We start from the raw sequence: 19,204 nt of genomic DNA on the forward strand, positions 1-19,204 counted from the left end.
AAGAAGGGCATCAGCTTTATTTTTTGAAACTTTTCCCTTTCCGTACATTATTTAAAAGGAGGAATAGTTATGCTGACTATTGCAGAAGAACTTCTGCTTCTCGCTTTGCATGATCGGAAAGGCTCGGTAACTATGCGGGCTTCCTCTTCCCTGAAATTCGGGCTGGCGGGAGCGTTCATCAGCGAACTTGCATTAAATGAACGCGTCGCAGCTGAAGGGAAGAAACTCACCGTCATAAATCCCGCCCCGGTTGATGATCCTCTGTTAAACGACGTATTCCAGGAAATTAAAAACTCTAAAAAAGACCGTAAAATCAGAGTCTGGGTCGAGAAGTTCGGGAACCGGATGAGAAAGCGGCAAAAAACCATGTCTTCCCGTCTTGTGGAGAAGGGGATACTTGAAGAGAGTCATCACAGCTTTCTCGGTATCTTCACCTGGATAACCTACCCCGCTTCTGATAACACAAAAGAAGAGGATATCCGCATGAGGGTAACGGAAGCCCTGGAAGAAACCGACCTCCCGGACGAACGTACACTCATTCTGCTCAGCCTGATTAATGCCTGTGATCTCGTGAAGGAAGTTTTCCCTAAGAAAGAAGCGCGCGCGAAGAAAAAACAGATCAAAGCATGGACGAAGCGCAATCCTTACGGAAAAGCTGTAAATGAGGCCGTAGACGCCACAAATGCCGCCGTTTATGCAGCAGCAGGTGCAGCAGCTATCTCTTCCGGCGGTTCTTCCTGATTTTTCCCGGAAAAATAAAAGCAGGAATCCCGGGAGGCTGCTCCCGCAGGGTTCCTGCTTTTATTATATTATGGCAGATCATTACCCGCAGCGCGGTAAAGCTCGTACCACTCTTCCTTCGTAAGTTTCACTTCCGACGCTTTCGCAATATCTTCGAGACGCTGTTTGTTCATCGTACCGACAATCGGCTGGATGCCTGCAGGGTGACGCAGAATCCATGCGATGGCGATAGCCGAATCGGTCACACCATAGCGGGAAGCGACCTGCTGCAGTTTTTCATTGATTTCCGGAAAATCACTGTTTCCGACGAAGGCGCCTTCAATCATACCATGCTGAAAAGGGGACCAGGCCTGAAGTGAAATATTATTCAGACGGCTGTATTCGATGATTTCCCCGTCCCGGTTTACTGCTGAACTATTCTCCATATTCACATTCAGTCCGTGATCGATCATTACCGTCTGCATAAGACTCAACTGCACCTGGTTAACGATCAGCTCCTGATCAACCGTTTCCTGCAGCAGCTCTGTCTGCATAGGATTGTGGTTACTGACACCGAAATGACGGACTTTCCCGTCGTTCTCCAGTTTAGTGAAGGCTTCAGCCACTTCCTCCGGTTCCATAAGAGCATCGGGACGGTGCAACAGTAATACATCCAAGTATTCTGTGTTCAGACGCTTAAGGCTTCCTTCCACCGAAGATATGATATGTTCCTTGGAAAAGTCGAAGAAACCATCGCGGATTCCGCACTTCGATTGCAGAATCATCTTTTCGCGCAGGGATGGTTCAATCGCACTTGCGAACGCTTTCTCGGCTTCACCCTTCCCGTAAATATCAGCATGATCGAAGAAATCGATACCGAGCTCCATCGACTTATCTATCATTGCACGTGCATCATTTTTCGTCATCCCGGCCATACGCATGCAGCCGAGTCCGATTTCCGGCACACTCAGGTCGCTCGTGCCGAGGTTCATTCTTTTCACCATCATTAGCCTCCTATATTGTACATATGTTCAAAACGTGCGTTTCCCCTGAAACTATCTGCAATGATACAAAGGAGGGGTTTCTGAGTCAGCGCTCAAAAAACCCCTCTCGCGACTTTTTTCATATACGGACCTCACACTGTTATTTAACGACCAGCACGGGTTTCGTGCACTTTTGAACTACGTTGTTACTTACACTGCCGAGAAGCAGTTTCTTAACTCCTCCAAGCCCGCGGCTTCCTACAATAACGAGATCCACATCATGCTCTTTGGCATACGCACAAATCTTCTGGCCCGGGTTTCCCTCTTCCTTTCCATAAGATATTTGGGTCACCACTGACGTGTCTTCCTCCTGTTCGAGTTCCACTTTAATTGCTTCCATTTCTTTCTCAAACCGTTCAGCCAGCTCTTTACCTATGTCTTCGGCCATTTTGGCATTTGTCGCGGGCCCCGTCGTATTTATGACTGAAAGTAAGTGGATTTCACGATGATCCGCCTTAACGGCCTGGGTTTTAGCTTCCTCGACAGCGTGTCTACTGAGTTCACTTCCGTCATAAGCTATCAGGATCTTTTTGGTCATGTGGCATCTCCTCCATTTTAAAATTCTCCTTACAGTACTATATTCCTACTAAAGCGCAAGGCTAAACGTTGTAAACGGTTTATTAGTGAACAGTTTTCAAAACTTTTCGAATCGTTGCCCCGCCAGGGCTGAACCGATAAACAAATAAATTGCAGGAGTTCTTTCTTTTCTTTACACTTAATTCTACGTTATTAACCAAAGGGGATTGTACTATCGTGAGACAAGTCTACAGCGACGTATACCAGTTCAGAGGTTCCCATTACGATTTCGGTTTCCGGCAGGGCGAATGGCTCCGGAACTCTCCCATCCTCGCCAATCGGGATAAGCAGTGGGAAGGGAAAAGAGACCGTCATTTCATTATAGATTTCGATGAAATAAAAAGTATGTTCGACCGCTTCTCCCCCGGCATATGGGACGAAATTCGCGGGCTTGCCGATGCGCTGGATCTTTCGATGGAGACAGCCATCCAGAACTTCGGCGGTTACTATCTTGAATTCGGTAAAAGCGGCTGCTCCATTTATACGAATGAGCATGTGCTTGTCAGAAACTATGACAGTGACCCCGTCGCTTACGAAGGCCGTTATATGCTGTACCAGCCGACGGATGGAGGTTACGCGACGATCGGACCTTCCATGCAGATTACGGGACGGACAGACGGGATGAACGAGCACGGACTCTCCATGGGGTACAACTTCATCAACCGTGTCGGCTCGGATACCGGATTTCTCTGTAATATGATTGGACGTATGATCCTTGAGAATAGCCGGACGATCGAAGAAGCGATCGATTTACTGAAGAACATCCCGCATCGCCGGGCTTTCAGCTATGTACTCCTCGACTCTTCCGGCCGTTCCGTCGTCGCAGAGGCTTCGGCCCGTGACGTGAAAGTGAGGGAAGGGAATATAAGCACCAATCACTTTCACAAACTGACAGAGGAAAACCGCTACCGTATGGATGATTCACTCGGCCGCTATCAGACTATGGAAGACGCCGTGCCTGAAGATATTTACAGTTCCTATCAGCTGTTGAACAATACGGATGAACAGGTTTTTTCCTACAAGTACGGAGCCTGGGCAGGCACAATTCATACAGCCGCCTATCTGCCGGAGAAAAAGCAGGCATGGTTCACCCACGGAGCGGACCGGCTGCCGATGCTTTTCAACTTTGAAGACTGGCTGAACGGGGAAGATACGAAGGCCAGGAAAGTTAAAGGATATATCGATTCTCCCCACCCTTTCGTAAACATGGAGTACCAGTGAATACTGATATAAATCTTGAATTCAAGCATCAAGAAATAAAGCGATTCATATCATTACTAATAACCTCGCTTTTTCGGTAAAATATAAGGAAAAGGAGGATCTATGATGAGCGTACATGATATTTCAGTTACGAAAGAGAACGGGGAAACTTACAGTCTGGATGCCTATAAAGGGAAAGTGCTGATGATCGTCAACACTGCCACAAAATGCGGTCTGAAGGGACAGTTTGATGAACTGGAGGAGCTGTATAAGAAATACCAGGACGAGGGATTCGTCGTTCTCGGGTTTCCGAGCAACCAGTTCGCCAATCAGGAACCGGGGTCCGCACAGGATGCAGCGGAACAGTGTCGTCTCAACTACGGGGTGACATTTCCTATGCATGAGAAGATTAAAGTGAACGGAGATGACACGCACGAACTTTTCAGGCACCTGAAAGAACAGTCAGGCGGCATGCTCGGTGATGGCATCAAATGGAACTTCACTAAATTTCTCGTCGACCAGGACGGGAATGTCGTAGAGCGCTATGCTCCTCAGACTTCACCGAAAAAAGCGGAAGAGGATATCAGGAAACTCGTTTCTTGATCGCTTTATAATCCACAGAGCTAAATGAACACCGTAAATAAAAGACACAACAACACCGAAGCCTATTCGGTGCAGTTGTGTCTTTTCAATTTTGGGCCGGTGTATGGAACAGTTAAAAGAGCAGATAAGCGACGACGCCCGTCATCAGTCCATACAGCAGGGCAGGGATAACCGTCTTACGGATGATTTCCCCTTCTTTCCCGGAAAGACCGACGACGGTTCCGGCAGCTACTACGTTATGTACGCAGATCATGTTACCCGCCGCCGCTCCGAGAAGCTGCAGGGCCAGTACCGTGCGCATGCCGAGGCCGGCCTGCTCGGCGATATTGAACTGGACCGGGGAAAACGTAAGTGTGGAGACCGTTGCACTTCCGGTGATGAATGAACCGATTTCCCCAAGGAACGGCGCTACAATCAGCCACATGAAGCCAAGATTTTCGGACAGAAAACCTGCAATGTACTGCGGCATACTGACAAGGTCTGACGTATTCATACCGGAATTGGAGAATACCTGGACGAGTGCGAGCGTCGCAAAAAGAGCAAGAGCGGCATCTTTCATTGAGAATAACGACTCCCGGGAAGCATCCAGAAAGTGACGGAACGGTTTCCTCTGAATAAACACCGAGGCTATAGTAGCCAGCACAAGTACGCTTCCCGGAGAATAGAGAATCTCCCATGCGGACGTAATCCCTTCCACTCCCAGAATATCCGGCCACGTCGCATCAATCCACGTCTTCGCCGCATCTCTCACGACCGGCACAATCCGTGTCAGTAACAATAATACTACGATGAGGACGTACGGGGCCCAGGCAGCAACGAGAGAGATGTCCGAAGACTTCTCTTCTGTCCCTTCCTGCTTGGCATCCATCCACACTCTTTTCGGGACGAGCCACCCTTTCCCGGCGGTAACCGAAGCGGTCAGAAGACCTGTCAGAGCAGCAAGAATAGCTACGAACTCGAAGCCGAACAGCGTAGCGTATAATAATGCGGACGACGTATAAACGAAACCGACGACAAGAGCCCAGGGGGCTATCTCAAGCACATCCTTCCAGTTCCTGTTCTTACCGAAGAACATCGTAAGCAGCACAACGAGAACCAGAGGTACAAAGGATCCGGTGAACATATCGATTTGTGTAATCCTTACAGCCACTTCATTATATAACGTTCCGTCCGCACCGGGCAGGTTGCTGAGGCCCACCTGCAGCGGCGTGCCGACAGCTCCGAACGGTACAGCTGCACTATCCGCCACAAGAGCGAGTGTGGCAGCTGCAAGAGGATTGAACCCGAGAGCCACAAGTAAAGGTCCCGTAACCGCTGCCGGCGTACCGAATCCGGCCGCTCCTTCCAACAAAGAGCCGAACAGAAACGCGACGATAACCGCCTGAACTCTCATGTCAGGTGAAATATTGCGGAATCCCTGATTGATACGGTCGACCGCTCCCGTCCGCCGCAGAGTATTCAAAAGTACAATCGCTCCGAACAGAATGAACAGAATCGTTAAAGCTTTATGACCTCCTTCAAGTACCGAGGCAGCAATCACCTTTCCGTTCATCCCCCATATGGTGTAGGCGAGCAGAAGCACAAGAACCGCACTGTATGCCATTCCTTTTTTTGCAGCCATACGAAATACCACCAAAAATAAAAACGGAAGTATGACTGCTGCCGAAGCAGTTAATAAAAGCATAAAAGCCCCTCCTTTCTCTGTAACTGACACATTTTGTTATATTGCTCAACTTTTATGTTATCCGGCCCCGAAGAGTACACGAACGCGCGCGATATGTAACCGCTATCAAAATAAAACTGAAAAAACAGGAGAGAGGCTGCATGCAAAAACACCTCTTCCCTGTTTACGATTCTCCGATAATGTGATGCGGGGTAATGATACCGAGAAGTTTCTCATTCGGAGTGCCATTCTCGGTAATGAGAATCGCTTCCGGCCGGAAACTGCTCGAAGGGTTCCCTTTCATCATATCCACAGCCTGGTGCACGGTCGTTTTGCGACTTATGAATTTGTAGTGATCTTTACGGACTTCTACAGCCAGCACTTCCCCGATCGTCGTTCCGTTCAGATTCAAATGCTCCTCGTTAATATGGGAGGATAACCATTGAGTAATCCCCCGCGGCGTCAGGAGCCCTTTGAAGCCGCTGTTTCCGTATACGGGAAACTGGGAAAATTCCTTCTCCTTCACGATTGCGAGAAGGGAAGCGAGAGTGTCGTCCAGATGAAAAGTCTGAACATACCTGCTGAAAGCCGGTATAACGAGTTTCGGTCTGGTAAGTTCCGCTTCAATGTTCAAAATATGCTCCACCGTTTTTTCATGCGGTTCCGCAATAATATAATTGGGCATGACCCTGTTATGTACGATTGCATTGCGCAGTTCGGCAAATTCCAGCAGATCATTTTGAAACCGCTTGACCACCGCATTCCGTTTGCTGAAGTAATTGACCAGTGAAGCGAAAGGGATGTAATCCTCTGTTTCTTTCCAGCGATTCAGGTGCTGATCGATCCGGTTATAGGCACTTAAAAAAGTATCCGCATTCTTTCCCATCCTATCTCCCCCTACAGGCGCCGGTGCGCTCGGCTGCATCCAGTTTTCACTATATCACCACCGGACCTTCGGTTACAAAGTATTTCCGGGGAAATAACGGGTGATTATCGTATTTTTTATAAAGGTACTCCGCGTTTATGGCTGCTCGATTACTATTTGACTTTCAATCTGTACCCCATCGAGTGCCTGCGTGGCGAGACGATCGGCTTCGCTGTTTTCCTTCCGGGGGACATGGAGGTAAGTCGCTTCCAGCCCGCTTTCTGCCAGCCTGGCGTCAATACGATCTGCCCAGGTCAGAAAAACCGGATCGTAACACTCCCACTCTTCTTTCATCTGATTAATCACAAGACGTGAATCTCCTTTTATGCAGATTGGCTGGTAACGTATTCCGAGCATGGCCAGTTCCTGGACAGCCAGGTGCAGTGCTGCATACTCAGCCTCGTTGCTTGAGGTCAGCTCGTCCACGAGGGCATTTTTCCGGACGCGGTACATCTCCCCGCTCTTTTCGTAATAGATCGCACAGCCCAGTCCCGCCCGTCCGTACTCTATTTCATAGCCACCGTCAAAATAGACATATACATCGTGCGGCTCGGTCTGTATTTTCTCTATGAATGCCTTAAGTTCCTTACGCAAAAATCTTTCCCCGTTGTTATTCTGAAAGACTATTTCACGGACACGGCCCATTTTCTGAAGATCCGCTTCCAGCTCCAGGGCCGTTTCAATATTCATCTCCTCCGTAAAACAGGTGATAACCGGCCCCTTCGGCACTTTATACAAGTAGCTTATGGTCAATTGCATATGCAACCCCCCTTTTTCTTTCCCGGTATAAAAAAGGCCAGAGACAAGGCCTTCAGGAAGGACTTTTGCCTCTGGTCTTCTGCCATTCGCTGCGCATGATGCCCATCTTCACCGCATCAAAGAATTCTCCGTCCACTTTCCGGGCTTCACGGACACGGGCTTCTTCAAGCATGCCCACTTTTTCCCCGACGTGGATCATACGGGAATTTCCGGACCAGGTGCTTAAACCGAGCCGGTGCAGTCCAGTCGCTTCGAACAGATAATCGATCCAGTGCTGGTACGCTTCCGAGCCGTAACCGCCGTTCCAGTAGTGTTTATCATAAATGACGATCCCCGTTTCCAGCCAGTCCGTGTTCGGATCGACCCAGTACGAACCGACAGCTCCAACAACTGTATCGTCAATTTCAATAACGAGAGAGCTCGGCACGCCTTCCATAATATAATACTGCTGTTCCCAGCTTTGGTAGAATTCCTCTTTCGTTGCATGCTGTTCGGGAATATACGGCCCATTCCATTCTCTTGAGGCCTGTTCCTCCTCTTCAAACTGCCAGTAATAGAGCACATCTATATCTTCTTTGTAAGGTTCCCGCAGAATGGTCTTTTCACCTTTGATTTCTATCATTACTTGCCCCTCCGTCTGTCAAAAACATCTCTTTTGTCTTTGTCGTCTCCATTATCACAAAGATGAGACTTTTACGCAAAAAAGACTTTCCCTGGTAAAAAGAGAAAGCCTTTATTCGTTAAACTTTTTTACACTAAAAGATTGAAAAGCTCCTGATTTTTGTTCAACTCTGTATACGTGAATCCGTGTTCTTCCATCCGCCGGATAAGGCCGTGGTAGTCTTCGTACTGTTTCAGTTCAATACCGACAAGAACCGGTCCTTTTTCACGGTTGTTCTTCTTCGTATACTCAAACCGGGTGATGTCCTCCGTATCACCCAGGACGTTGAACACGAATTCTTTGAGGGCTCCGGTCCGCTGTGGAAAATTGACGATAAAATAGTGCTTCAGTCCTTCGTAGATGAGGGAACGTTCTTTCATTTCCTGCATTCTGGAAATATCGTTATTCCCTCCACTGATGACACAAACGATCGTTTTCCCTTTTATCTCTTCCCGGTAGAAGTCGAGAGCCGTTACCGGCAGGGCTCCGGCCGGTTCCGCGATGATCGCGTTCTCGTTATAAAGGTTCAGAATGGTCGTACACACCTTCCCTTCCGGAACGCATACGACATCTTCCATAACCTGTCGGGCAATCTGGAAAGTAAGTTCACCGACCCGCGCCACAGATGCCCCGTCGACAAATTTATCGATCCAATCGAGCGTTTCCACTTTCCTGCTCTCGAGAGACATCTTCATGGAAGGCGCCCCTTCCGGCTCCACACCGATAATTTTCGTCTCGGGGGAATTCTCTTTTACGTACGTGCCGACTCCCGCAGAAAGACCGCCACCGCCTACACTCATGAACACATGGGAAATCGGCTCATCCATGTCCTCTATGATTTCTTTCCCGACGGTGCCCTGACCTGCTATCGTCCGCTTGTCATCGAAAGGGTGCACGAACGTCATCCCTTCTTCTTCGCACGCTTTATGAGCTTCTTTGTATGCATCATCAAAAGAATCGCCGGTTATAACGATGTCTACCCATTTATCCCCGAAGAAAGAAACCTGGGAAATCTTCTGTTTTGGCGTAGTCGTCGGCATAAACACTTTCCCCCTGATGCCGAGCTTCTGGCAGGAAAGTGCAACCCCTTGAGCGTGGTTGCCGGCACTGGCACACACTACTCCTTTTTCGCGGGCGCCATCACTCAGGTTTTTGATGTTATTGTATGCCCCGCGTATTTTAAATGACCGCACCGGCTGCAGATCTTCTCTTTTTAAGTAGACGTTACAGTCATAGCGGGCGGAAAGAACTTCATCTTTAAGTAATGGAGAACGTATCGCCGCTTCTTCCACTGTTTTGGCAGCTTTCCGGATATCTTCCCCCGTCACTAATTTATCCATAACTTGACCCTCGCTTTTATTTACGCTCATAGCCCCATCCTTTTCTGAAACCGAATTTTAAGCACTATTTTAACATAGGAAAAGAGCTGTGACAGCTTAAATTCTTATTTTTCTTACACAGGTTCCGGCTATTCCTCCGGCACGTAAACGTTCAGTTCGTTGTGAAGCAGGCGTGCTTCAAACGGCAGTTTCATCCCTTCGTCCCCGTCTATATTTACGACGAGATTGAGCGATGTATCGACTTTCATGTCAGTGGCGGTGAAGTATTCCACCTGTTCATTACTCTTAAGCTCCCCCCTGAACAGATCGGGGATGAGCTGGACCACTTTCGGCAGAGAAAACTCTTTCAGAATGAATACGTGAAACGCTCCGTCGTTTACCTCCGCCTCCCGCGCGAAAGTTTCGATGCCTCCGACGGAATTTGTCAGAGCTACGAGGACGAGATAGGCTTTCCCCTCCCATTTCTTTCCGTCGTAATCTATCGAAAGATCGAAGGGGGTCTCTTCCCTGATGGCTTGCGCCCCTTCAATCAAATAGGCAAGAGGACCGAATTTGGATTTTTGTTCCGGGGACACCTGATACACAGCCTCCGCGATAGCACCGACGGCCAGTACATTCATGAAATAACGTTCACCGGTAATTTTGCCGATGTCGACGGATCGGGTATTGGACGTTTCCAGAACGCCGATAGCTTTCCTTTCATCCATCGGTATACCGAGAGCTCTAGCGAAATCGTTTACAGTTCCGAGCGGTACGAAGCCGAACACGGGCTTGTGGTCTTTCTCCGCCAGACCGTTGATACTCTCATTGATAGTACCGTCGCCTCCCATGGCGACGAGGGCGTCGTACTTCCCGAAAGAAGCTTCCTCCGCAAATCGGGTCGCATCCCCCTCCCCTTCCGTATATTTCACTGTAACTTCTTCGTGCTGCTTTTTCAGTGCAGTCACTGCTTCCTCTTCAAACTTCAATCCCTTTTCCTGACCGGAAGAAGGATTGATAATTAACATTGCTTTCGTCATAACCTTTCCCTCTCTTTCTTCCCGAACTGCATATGTTCATATCTGCCCCGGGTTACTTGATAAATGCCGTAAAGGATGAGACCTGCCGAAACGAAACCGAGAATCCACCGTCCGAATGGCTGGGAGGCGATTTCCGAAAGCGCCCCGTCCAGCCCTTTGGCCTGACCCGGATCGTGACTCAGAGCGGTCCTTATGAAGAAAAAACCGATCAGTCCAAGGACAGCACCACGGGAAACGAGCCCTGCAGTGCCCGTATTTTTAGCTATTTTCCTCTCATGATAGTCCATGTCCCCAATCAGGAATGCTTTCATAAACCGTTGTGTCAGGCCGTTTGCGATTTCATAGACGCCGTAACCGATAACACCGGCTCCTATTCCGCCGAGAATCCAGGCTCCAAAAGGCTGCTGTAACAGCTTTGCCGATAATGTATTCCCGGATCCTCCTCCGCCGGAGATGGCATTGACCGCAATACCGATAGCCTGCACTGCCAATACAGTATAAATGCCTGCGTTGATAAAGTAGGCGAACCGTTTTATCAGACCGCCCATTCCTTTCCCTTCACCTTTGGGATCCAGAAACGCTTTTATCAGTACCCATCCTATATACATGAAAAGTCCGAGGCCCATCAGCCAGACGAGTATGTTGCCGAGCGGTATGCGAGCTAACGACCGGAACATGCCGGATGTCCCCGTCGCTTTCCCGCCGAAACCTGCAGCCGCAAGCAGAGCAAGGAGGCCCACTATAAAGTAGACGCAGCCTTTGGCCATATAACCTATCCTGGCAGATCTTCTTATCCAGGGCTTTATCTCTTCCCTGACGTACTCATCCGGGTGGATAGACTTCCCCATACGTTTCCCCTCTTTTCGTCTATAGCTGCTGCATGGAAGTTTCCCTTTTTTTCACAAACAGAAACTTATATATAAAACATCAGGAGCGCAGGAATTGTTATGATACTGAGCAGCGTAGTCACGAGTGTAATTCCGGAAACCAGTTCCGGTTTTGCGTCAAACTGAACGGCGTAGATAGTGGTGGTGGCCGCCGACGGCATAGCTGCCTGTACAATCAGTACACTGGCCATCAGTTTACTCATGGGAAGAAGCGCCACCAGAGCGAACGCTATCACCGGAGATGCTACAAGTCGCAGGACAGAGGCATACGACACCTTCTTCCAGTCCAGGGACGTAACGCTTATTTCAGCCAGCTGCATGCCGAGCACGATCATAATCGTCGGAACGGTGGCTGCAGCGACGAGCTCTATCGCTCCCATCACGCTTTCTCCGACAGAAACCCCGCCGAACTTCATCACTAATGCGAGCAGCACGGCGTAGGTCGGAGGCATTTTCAATACAGACAGTCCTGCCATCTTCAAGCCGGCCCGCCCTTTTGCTGCATAGTAAACACCGAAGAAATTCATAATGATCGAGTGCAGTACCATCAGGGAAACTGCATAAATGAATCCCTCTTCTCCGAACGCAAAAAGGATAATCGGCGACCCGTAATTCCCGGAATTCATGAAAGCCGTAGAGAGAATGAGTGCACTTTCTGTCGAAGTACTGTATCCTTTTATCCAGGCGTAGATTTTGTTTATGATCAGCATAATGAATAACAGAAGCAGGGCGAACACCAGCATCATAATATAGTCCCGGTTCAGGTCTGCCGTATAAAACGTTTCAAATACAAGACAGGGAAGCATAATGTACATGCCTACTGTCGAAACGGAACGTATGTCCAGACGCCCTGCCTTCTGAATGATATATCCTGCCAGAAATACTGCGATGACGGGCAGGACCACTTCCACAAACACTCCCATACTATCCTTCCCTTTCCAAAATCATTATATCTTCTTTCAACATACCACATTTACCCGTTTCAACGCCCGGCCTTACGGGTAATTAAAAGTTATTAACTCTTCCAGACAGAAAGGGCATCCCTTATGATTAACCTCACAGAACTTCTTCATTCCTATTACATAAATTCTTACGGACCGCTCACTCTTCCGGTCCGCCAGTTCACCCTTCATTCCGCAGTTCCGAACGAACAGGGCGTCTTCTTCTGCAAATCCGGTAAGCGCAGCGGCCTGGATTATGTCGACGAAGCTGTCGCTAACGGAGGAATCTGCGTTATTGGAACGGACCCGTCTCTTCTCGGGGAGCGCGAGCGCCATCCGGACGTTACGTTCATCATCGTATCCGACCTCCCCCCCGTCATCACCCTCCTTCTCCGGACCGTCTATAACAGCGTCTTCGACGAGATGGAATTCTTCGGAGTGACGGGCACGAACGGGAAAACGACAGTAACCTATATGATTTCCACCCTTTTGAACAGATTCGGTTTCAAGACAGGATCTGTCGGTACGGAAGGTGTAATGACCAGTGATCTGCAACCCATGGATTACAATAAAACGACGCCGACGACACCCGAAGCCCCTGAGCTCGCCCGCATCATCAGCCATTTCCACAGCGAATCCTACCAGACCATGGTATATGAGGCCACATCTATCGCCCTGGATCAGGAAAGGACGACATTCATCCCGGTGGATACGGGAGTGTTTACGAATTTCAGCAGGGACCACATGGATTATCATGAGACGATCGAACATTACTTAAACTCGAAAATGAAGCTTGCCGAGGCCGCCCGTACTCTCGTTTTCTCTCTGGACTCCCCTGTCTTCCGGTCTTTGAAAGATTTCGGAAAACCGGTACGGACGTTCAGTCTTCTCGATGCCGCGGCGGATTTCTACGGAGAACGGATCACCTACGACGAGAACGGATCAAGGTTCGTGTTGCACGCCGACGGGGAACGTTTTGACGTCTACACACCTTTTATCGGAGAGCACAACATATACAATTTATTGAGCGCTTTTGCGGTTCTGTATGACAAAGGAATCCCGGTCCGGGCCATCGTTGAGGAAGCTGCGAAACTCCCGCCGCTCCGAAACAGGTTCCAGCTTCTTACGGTGTGTGAGCGCCGCTTCATCCTGGATTTTGCCCACACCCCGGCGGCCCTGGAGAAATCACTCGGGGCCGCGCGTACGCTTGCGGATGGGAAACTGATTGCGATGGTGAACGGCATCGGTCTCCGCGGAATCGATAAAGTCAAAAAAATGGCCAAAACGCTCACCCCTGATGTCGATTCTGTGGTGCTTGGAGCAGAGCAGGTTGGATATGTGGAACCGTCGGTAGTCATCCGTGCGATGCAGGAAGCCCTCCCCCCGGATATTTCAAAAGACAGAGTAACGACGGCGATGAGCCGGAAAGAAGCTATTGCTGCCTGTATCGGACAGTCCTCCCCGGGAGACACTATTCTGCTTACGGGCATCAACGAGCCGCAGCACTACAAAGGTACTCTGATTCCTCACGATGATATCGAGGAAATAAGCACTCATTTTTCCGCTTCCTGCGCGGACCCGAAACCGCTTGTCTGAATCTTATACCTTTATCGTAAAACAGGAAAAAGGCCCGGTCCTCTGCTTTCACAGAAGGCCGGGCCCTTATTAGTAAATATAATTATTATATTATAGCATACTAAGAATAAAGCTGATGACTACGATGAGACCAATGATCATTAAAATAGTTCGAAGCATATTTTTCACTCCTTGCTTTGTCATGTTACGTATACCTTTCCTTATCCCTTATATCTTGAAACATTTTTGTGCATATTTCCTCCTATTTACTCACGTTTCAAAGCTTATACGTTTCGAATTACGAAAAGGTCTGCTACGATAGAACGAGGAGGAGATACATATGGAAGACCATATTTGGCTGCGGCCACTTGAGAAAGACGACGTGCCTTTCATGCACAAACTATATAACAAAAAAGAGATTATGGATTTCTGGTTCACGGAAGCCCACTTCCCGAAAGACCGGATCACTACCGGTTTTGAAGAGAGAAAAGAGCCCGGTAAACACCGCCTTTTCGTCATCTGCAAAGATGAAATGAGCATCGGTCTGACCGGACTGTATGATATTGAACCGGTGCACCGGAATACCGAATTCGGCATTATGATCGATCCCGTGCATCAGGGGAACGGTCACGCGGGGGAAGTTACGAAGATGATGGTGGATTACGCTTTCCGTACCCTTAACCTCCATAAAGTTCATCTTATCGTAGCGACGGAAAACGAAAAAGCTGTGCATATTTATAAGAAAATCGGCTTCGAAATCGAGGGAGAAATGAAAGAACACTATTTCATCAACGGAGAATACCGTGATGCCTACATGATGGCGATTCTTAAACACTCTTATGAAAACCGGGTTTCCGAATAAATCCGAAAAGAGCGGACGATGCAGGGCTATATGCCCGTACGTCCGCTCTTTTTATAAACGCTATACGTTACCTTCCGCTTTCCATTTGTAGTATTTGTACAGGGCCTGTGTTCCCTCATTCTCCCCACCGTTCTCCATGAGTTCTTCATACATTTCTTTCGCAAGACGCAGCCCCGGGACCGGAAGCTCCATCCTTTCTGCAGACGCAAGCGCGATCCCCATATCTTTAACGAAATGTTTTACATAGAAACCCGGTTCAAAATCATTCCCGATCATTTTTTTGCCCAGTTTTGATAAAGAAAAGCTTCCCGCTGCCCCGTGTTCGATGCTGCTCATGACGACGGCGGGATCCAGACCGGCTTTCTCCGCGTATGTAATGGCTTCGACGACGCCCATCATCGTCGACGCGATGGCAATCTGGTTACTCATCTTCGTATGCTGTCCCGCACCCGGTGGACCCTGCAGCACGACATTCTCCCCCATCGCCTCCAGTACCGGGCGTACTTTTTCGAAAGAAGAGGGCTCGCCTCCTGCCATGATCGTCAGTTTGCCCGCTTCCGCAAATACATCACTTCCGGAAACCGGAGCATCCAGTGCCGCCTGTCCATTTCTCTGTGCGGCTTCGGCAATTTTCACCGCCAGCTCCGGGGAAGAAGTGGTCATGTCGATGAATACCGTCCCGCCGGAAGCATTGTTTAGAATACCGTCTTCCTTAAAATATACTTCCTCTACATCTTCCGGAAATCCGACGATGGTAATGACAACGTCTGCCTCCCTGGCAAGCTCCGATATCGTCTCTTTCCATTCCGCCCCTTCCGCGAGAAGTTCTTCCGCTTTCCGCTTCGTTCTCGTGTAAAGAGATACCGCATATCCATGTTTCATAAGATTTCTGACCATATGCCGTCCCATGACCCCGGTGCCGATGAATCCGATTTTTTTCAAATATATTCCCTTCCTTCCTGATAACTTACCGAATATTGTAACCGTTTTCCGGACAGGACTCAACGGCTTTACACTTATGTAAAAAAACGCCTCCCTCTGCCCGAGACGGCAAAAAGAGACGTTTACCTTCAGTTAACCGGATTCCGTACGCTGTTTTCCGAAATAGAAAATTCCGACAGCCCAGCCGATCACGGCCATCACCAGGGAGAAGATGAAGAATGGAACCGGTCCGAGAGAGTAGATTACCGGCACGGAAAGGGCGGTCACCAGTCCTCCCCCGAGAAACGGTTCGTATATGAGCTGTTTGTAGCCGAACGCTTCCAGCGCAGGCGTCTCCACGTTCGGGTCCACAATTCTCATGAGAAGGAGACCCGTAGCGGTGATCCCCATGGACTGTCCGAAGTCACCGATGGCACGTTCAAACCAGTACGTAGGAATCATTTTCTTCGCAAATATCTGGAAAGCGAGAACGTTCCAGCCGATACCTCCTACAGCGAGAAGCAGGAACGGAACGAAATATTCACCGATAACGGCGAGGGAAATCGTCGCAATCGCCGTCATTATCAGGATATCAAGCGACAATCCCTGGACTCTCATGACCATCTGCCTGTCCACGAGATTAAACCGATCGTAGCGGTCCAGGAACAGCTGCAGAATAATACCTCCGATCATAGCGAGCGGGAACAGAGGAATATAAGTCATAATGTATGTGTCCGTCCAAGCTCCCCACGTAACGGCCTCAAGGCCGATCAGACCCTGCTGTAGTCCGTACCCGATCAGTATCGCGATACTGATCATAGCTACGTGAAAGGAGAGCGGTTCGATCGATTCGGAGCGCAGCGTCATCTTCCCGGCTGCCTCCCTGTTTTCGAATTCGCGGATTCCGAGTTTCTGTATATCGGAAAAAGCTTTTTCGTCCATATCAAGCGCTGTCTGCCTTTTTCTGGCAGCTACGTTGATAAGAATGATACCGATGATGACACCGGAGAGGATACCGACAGTGGCAAGTCCCACTGCCAGGTCATACGCCTCGGGGAACCCGAGCTGTTCAAACGTGCTCTGCATCCCGGCAGCCGTACCGTGCCCGCCTTCAAAACCGATTTCTATAAGAGCACCGGCCATCGGAGGAATGCCGAAGATCGGAGTAAGTATTAAAAGAGCGATGAGCAGACCGACGACATATTGTCCCCATCCGACCATCCAGCCGAACGATAGCTGAGGTCCTCCGTAGTCCCAGATCATTTTGAGGGAAGGCGTTTTCTTCCCGATGAAAAGGGAAGCGAAGATGACGTTGATCATCAGCCCGGGCAGTGCTGCCCATACATCCGTAATAGTTTCCGTAAAAAGCCCTGTTGCCCAGAATGAATCTGATCCGGTCAGCGGCGCCAATAGATTCCCGAGCACCTGAGGTCCAAGCAGAAGTGCTGCGAAACCCCCAAGAATCGAACTCGGAAGAAAAAGGGACTGAAACAGAGGCACGCTCACTCTGATCAGCTTCCCGACCAGCAAAAATAGCCCCATGACGAGCAGGGCGAACCCTATCGTGTTTGCTGTCATAATATTTCTCCTCTCCCTGTTTTATACTACTGAGGTTCTTCCCACAGGCGCCCCGGAGTAAACTTCGGAAAGTATGCTTCGTGCACGGCTATCGAAGCAGAAGTCCTTACGGTATTTTGCGTTCCCTTCCCCTTCAGAAAAAGCGGCCGACTGTCACGATTCACCGGTTTTCGTGCCCTTCAAGTCACTTTCTGTCTTCTGAAAGTAACGGAAAATGCAGAAACGTGCCATTCGCATCCCGGTTCAGCTTCTGAAGGTAACGAAAACATCCACAAAAAAATCACCGGCCCAAAATATGGGACCGATGATTGAAAAGCAGCTTACGCACGGAACGAACCTTCCATAATGGATTCTTCAACCGGGCGACGCGGAGACGGCTGTTCCCGCTTCTGCATCTCTTCTTCCAGTTTTTCTTTTTCATCCTGATAACCGATAGCGACGAGCGCCTGAATCTCGAACTCTTCCGGAATACCGAGAGTTTCGCGGGCCTGATCTTTATAAAAACCGCCCATAGCGTGAGTGATGAGACCGTTCCTGCGGGCCTGCAGGGAAAGGAAACCCCAGGCTGCCCCGGTATCGAAAGCGTGAGTGGCGTCTTCTTTATCAGAAATGATAAGGGCGAGGACCGGTGCCTTCTCGCACCATTTACGGTTTCCGTCCATGACGAAAGAATGGAACCGCTCACGGTCCTCCTCCGTTCTCGCTATAATAAAACGCCAAGGCTGCATATTCATGGCAGATGGAGCCCATCGCGCCGCTTCAAACACGCTCATAAGATCCTCTTCGGCTATTTCCTTCTCCTGGAACGATCTCGGGGACCAGCGTTCGAGAAACGCTTCGTCGATTTCATAATTGGCCTTCCGATACTGTTTCATTTCACTTGCGTTCATACTGTTTCCTCCTCTGACACATACTTCGTCCATTATATACAAAAGAATATCTTCATTTCAAGATTTGAACTTCTACATTCTTTTCCCGGACAGGGCACTGGTGATTTTTTCCCAGGCCGATGTGCTTTTTTCCTTTCCGGAAACGAGAAGATTCACGTATAACGCATCGATGACGCTCATCTGTGACATAGCGGATGAGAGGATCTGCGGGCGATAGTCGGCTTCCTCCGCGACGGTCGTCAGCACGACATCGGAGCGTTCCCGGAGCGGGGATTTTGCGAGATTGGTAATAGCGATGACAGGTACACTGCCGCTTTTCAAAATGTGGAGAACGTCGAGCACGTCCTTCGTCGTTCCCGAATGGGAGATGAGAACGGCGACGTCCTTATTTTTCAATTGGGAGGCGGACATGAGCTGCATATGGTTATCTGCCTGGCTGAACACGGAAAGACCGGTTCGCAGCAGCTTGTGGCAGGCATCCTGGGCGATGATATTCGAACCGCCGCACCCGAAAAACTCCACCCTGTCCGCCTGGCGCAGCATTTTCACCGCTTTCGCCACTTCGGAAGTGTCCAGCACTTCGAGCGTCTCTTCCATCGTGCGTATGTTGGATCGGAAAACTTTCTCCGTGACCTTGGCTTCGTCATCCGTACGGGTTATGTCTTCCAGCTCCTCTTTGTCCGCACCGACCAGTTCCGAAGCAAGCTCGATTTTCATATCCTGATAACCTTTGAACCCCATCGTTTTGCAAAAGCGGAAGACGGTGGACACGGCGATGCCGATGTCATCAGCCGCTTCGTTGATCGTCCCTTTTACAATCCGTTCCGGCTTCTCCAGTATATAGTCCGCTACACGCCGCTCTGTCTGTGTAAACTGAGGATACTCCGAGCGGATACGCAGGAGACAGTGCCTCTTTTCCCTGGCTGCCATAAACGTCTCTCCCCTTCCTTTACAGTAAGTTCATCTTAATACGAAGAACGGGAAAAAGAAAATATTTTTGTTACCGTTTACAAAAGGAAAAATATTTTTCTGTAAACGATT

The 19,204-nt window shown here is 49.3% G+C and carries 19 protein-coding genes; 5 read left to right on the top strand and 14 right to left on the bottom strand.

The window, feature by feature from the left end; genetic code table 11:
• The first annotated feature begins 69 nt into the window (after positions 1–69).
• Positions 70–741, top strand: coding sequence for a GOLPH3/VPS74 family protein (locus tag BLU03_RS07775; protein WP_093106912.1), 672 nt, complete (start codon positions 70–72; stop codon positions 739–741).
• A 68-nt stretch (positions 742–809) separates the two neighbouring features.
• Here the strand turns inward: BLU03_RS07775 and BLU03_RS07780 are convergent, their stop codons facing one another.
• On the bottom strand, positions 810–1,721 hold the full coding sequence (locus BLU03_RS07780) for an aldo/keto reductase (protein ID WP_093106994.1): 912 nt from the start codon (positions 1,719–1,721) through the stop codon (positions 810–812).
• 142 nt (positions 1,722–1,863) lie between these two features.
• Complete coding sequence (locus tag BLU03_RS07785) at positions 1,864–2,301, bottom strand: universal stress protein (RefSeq protein ID WP_093106914.1); 438 nt, start codon at positions 2,299–2,301, stop codon at positions 1,864–1,866.
• A gap of 215 nt (positions 2,302–2,516) precedes the next feature.
• On the opposite strand from BLU03_RS07785, the gene BLU03_RS07790 reads away from it, so the two are divergent.
• Together BLU03_RS07790 and BLU03_RS07795 are read left to right on the top strand one after the other, a co-directional pair.
• Positions 2,517–3,560: a C45 family autoproteolytic acyltransferase/hydolase gene (locus BLU03_RS07790; RefSeq protein WP_093106917.1), complete on the top strand. Its 1,044-nt coding sequence runs from the start codon at positions 2,517–2,519 to the stop codon at positions 3,558–3,560.
• Positions 3,561–3,665: 105 nt separating this feature from the next.
• The gene (locus BLU03_RS07795) at positions 3,666–4,142 is read left to right on the top strand and encodes a glutathione peroxidase (protein WP_084193922.1); all 477 of its coding nucleotides are present in this window, start codon (positions 3,666–3,668) and stop codon (positions 4,140–4,142) included.
• 112 nt (positions 4,143–4,254) lie between these two features.
• Here BLU03_RS07795 and BLU03_RS07800 read toward each other — a convergent pair whose 3' ends face one another.
• The 8 genes from BLU03_RS07800 to BLU03_RS07835 all read right to left on the bottom strand — a co-directional run bounded on the left by BLU03_RS07800 (position 4,255) and on the right by BLU03_RS07835 (position 12,319).
• Positions 4,255–5,826 carry an L-lactate permease gene (locus BLU03_RS07800; protein WP_093106919.1) on the bottom strand — a complete coding sequence of 524 codons (1,572 nt, stop codon included), beginning with the start codon at positions 5,824–5,826 and terminating at the stop codon, positions 4,255–4,257.
• A 163-nt stretch (positions 5,827–5,989) separates the two neighbouring features.
• Positions 5,990–6,691, bottom strand: coding sequence for a CBS domain-containing protein (locus BLU03_RS07805; RefSeq protein ID WP_076572187.1), 702 nt, complete (start codon positions 6,689–6,691; stop codon positions 5,990–5,992).
• A 135-nt stretch (positions 6,692–6,826) separates the two neighbouring features.
• Positions 6,827–7,489, bottom strand: coding sequence for a reverse transcriptase-like protein (locus BLU03_RS07810; protein ID WP_008589006.1), 663 nt, complete (start codon positions 7,487–7,489; stop codon positions 6,827–6,829).
• 52 nt (positions 7,490–7,541) lie between these two features.
• The gene (locus BLU03_RS07815) at positions 7,542–8,111 is read right to left on the bottom strand and encodes a GNAT family N-acetyltransferase (RefSeq protein WP_008589005.1); all 570 of its coding nucleotides are present in this window, start codon (positions 8,109–8,111) and stop codon (positions 7,542–7,544) included.
• Between the two features lie 128 nt (positions 8,112–8,239).
• Complete coding sequence (ilvA, locus tag BLU03_RS07820) at positions 8,240–9,490, bottom strand: threonine ammonia-lyase IlvA (RefSeq protein ID WP_076572240.1); 1,251 nt, start codon at positions 9,488–9,490, stop codon at positions 8,240–8,242.
• A gap of 128 nt (positions 9,491–9,618) precedes the next feature.
• The gene (locus BLU03_RS07825; RefSeq protein WP_093106922.1) at positions 9,619–10,509 is read right to left on the bottom strand and encodes a diacylglycerol/lipid kinase family protein; all 891 of its coding nucleotides are present in this window, start codon (positions 10,507–10,509) and stop codon (positions 9,619–9,621) included.
• A complete protein-coding gene (locus BLU03_RS07830; protein WP_093106924.1) occupies positions 10,506–11,357 on the bottom strand; it encodes a DUF1206 domain-containing protein in 852 nt (283 codons plus the stop codon). The genes BLU03_RS07825 and BLU03_RS07830 overlap by 4 nt, the downstream gene beginning before the upstream one ends.
• Positions 11,358–11,422: 65 nt before the next feature.
• Complete coding sequence (locus BLU03_RS07835) at positions 11,423–12,319, bottom strand: AEC family transporter (protein WP_093106927.1); 897 nt, start codon at positions 12,317–12,319, stop codon at positions 11,423–11,425.
• A gap of 123 nt (positions 12,320–12,442) precedes the next feature.
• Between BLU03_RS07835 and BLU03_RS07840 the strand changes: the two genes are divergently transcribed.
• Positions 12,443–13,933, top strand: a complete 1,491-nt coding sequence (locus BLU03_RS07840; RefSeq protein ID WP_093106929.1) for a Mur ligase family protein — start codon at positions 12,443–12,445, stop codon at positions 13,931–13,933.
• 319 nt (positions 13,934–14,252) lie between these two features.
• Positions 14,253–14,774, top strand: a complete 522-nt coding sequence (locus BLU03_RS07845; RefSeq protein ID WP_076572204.1) for a GNAT family N-acetyltransferase — start codon at positions 14,253–14,255, stop codon at positions 14,772–14,774.
• 60 nt (positions 14,775–14,834) lie between these two features.
• On the opposite strand, the gene BLU03_RS07850 is transcribed toward BLU03_RS07845, so the two are convergent.
• The 4 genes from BLU03_RS07850 to BLU03_RS07865 all read right to left on the bottom strand — a co-directional run bounded on the left by BLU03_RS07850 (position 14,835) and on the right by BLU03_RS07865 (position 19,093).
• The gene (locus tag BLU03_RS07850; RefSeq protein ID WP_093106932.1) at positions 14,835–15,716 is read right to left on the bottom strand and encodes an NAD(P)-dependent oxidoreductase; all 882 of its coding nucleotides are present in this window, start codon (positions 15,714–15,716) and stop codon (positions 14,835–14,837) included.
• A 132-nt stretch (positions 15,717–15,848) separates the two neighbouring features.
• On the bottom strand, positions 15,849–17,273 hold the full coding sequence (locus tag BLU03_RS07855; protein ID WP_008588981.1) for a sodium/glutamate symporter: 1,425 nt from the start codon (positions 17,271–17,273) through the stop codon (positions 15,849–15,851).
• Between the two features lie 320 nt (positions 17,274–17,593).
• Entirely contained in the window at positions 17,594–18,163 is a 570-nt protein-coding gene (locus BLU03_RS07860; protein ID WP_076572206.1) for a nitroreductase family protein, read from the bottom strand.
• A gap of 72 nt (positions 18,164–18,235) precedes the next feature.
• On the bottom strand, positions 18,236–19,093 hold the full coding sequence (locus BLU03_RS07865; RefSeq protein ID WP_093106935.1) for a MurR/RpiR family transcriptional regulator: 858 nt from the start codon (positions 19,091–19,093) through the stop codon (positions 18,236–18,238).
• Between the last annotated feature and the right edge of the window lie 111 nt (positions 19,094–19,204).

The sequence above is a fragment of the Salimicrobium album genome (genome assembly GCF_900107115.1).
Taxonomy (GTDB): Bacteria; Bacillota; Bacilli; order Bacillales; family Halobacillaceae; genus Salimicrobium; species Salimicrobium album.

Excerpts from the sequence above, each read along its gene's own strand:
- BLU03_RS07805 (WP_076572187.1), bottom strand. The coding sequence starts at position 6,691 with ATGGGAAAGAATGCGGATACTTTTTTAAGTGCCTATAACCGGATCGAT.
- BLU03_RS07815 (WP_008589005.1), bottom strand. The coding sequence starts at position 8,111 with ATGATAGAAATCAAAGGTGAAAAGACCATTCTGCGGGAACCTTACAAA.
- ilvA (WP_076572240.1), bottom strand. The coding sequence starts at position 9,490 with ATGGATAAATTAGTGACGGGGGAAGATATCCGGAAAGCTGCCAAAACA.
- BLU03_RS07845 (WP_076572204.1), top strand. The coding sequence starts at position 14,253 with ATGGAAGACCATATTTGGCTGCGGCCACTTGAGAAAGACGACGTGCCT.
- BLU03_RS07865 (WP_093106935.1), bottom strand. The coding sequence starts at position 19,093 with ATGGCAGCCAGGGAAAAGAGGCACTGTCTCCTGCGTATCCGCTCGGAG.
- BLU03_RS07775 (WP_093106912.1), top strand. The coding sequence starts at position 70 with ATGCTGACTATTGCAGAAGAACTTCTGCTTCTCGCTTTGCATGATCGG.
- BLU03_RS07785 (WP_093106914.1), bottom strand. The coding sequence starts at position 2,301 with ATGACCAAAAAGATCCTGATAGCTTATGACGGAAGTGAACTCAGTAGA.
- BLU03_RS07795 (WP_084193922.1), top strand. The coding sequence starts at position 3,666 with ATGAGCGTACATGATATTTCAGTTACGAAAGAGAACGGGGAAACTTAC.
- BLU03_RS07825 (WP_093106922.1), bottom strand. The coding sequence starts at position 10,509 with ATGACGAAAGCAATGTTAATTATCAATCCTTCTTCCGGTCAGGAAAAG.
- BLU03_RS07835 (WP_093106927.1), bottom strand. The coding sequence starts at position 12,319 with ATGGGAGTGTTTGTGGAAGTGGTCCTGCCCGTCATCGCAGTATTTCTG.
- BLU03_RS07860 (WP_076572206.1), bottom strand. The coding sequence starts at position 18,163 with ATGAACGCAAGTGAAATGAAACAGTATCGGAAGGCCAATTATGAAATC.
- BLU03_RS07840 (WP_093106929.1), top strand. The coding sequence starts at position 12,443 with ATGATTAACCTCACAGAACTTCTTCATTCCTATTACATAAATTCTTAC.
- BLU03_RS07830 (WP_093106924.1), bottom strand. The coding sequence starts at position 11,357 with ATGGGGAAGTCTATCCACCCGGATGAGTACGTCAGGGAAGAGATAAAG.
- BLU03_RS07810 (WP_008589006.1), bottom strand. The coding sequence starts at position 7,489 with ATGCAATTGACCATAAGCTACTTGTATAAAGTGCCGAAGGGGCCGGTT.
- BLU03_RS07855 (WP_008588981.1), bottom strand. The coding sequence starts at position 17,273 with ATGACAGCAAACACGATAGGGTTCGCCCTGCTCGTCATGGGGCTATTT.
- BLU03_RS07800 (WP_093106919.1), bottom strand. The coding sequence starts at position 5,826 with ATGCTTTTATTAACTGCTTCGGCAGCAGTCATACTTCCGTTTTTATTT.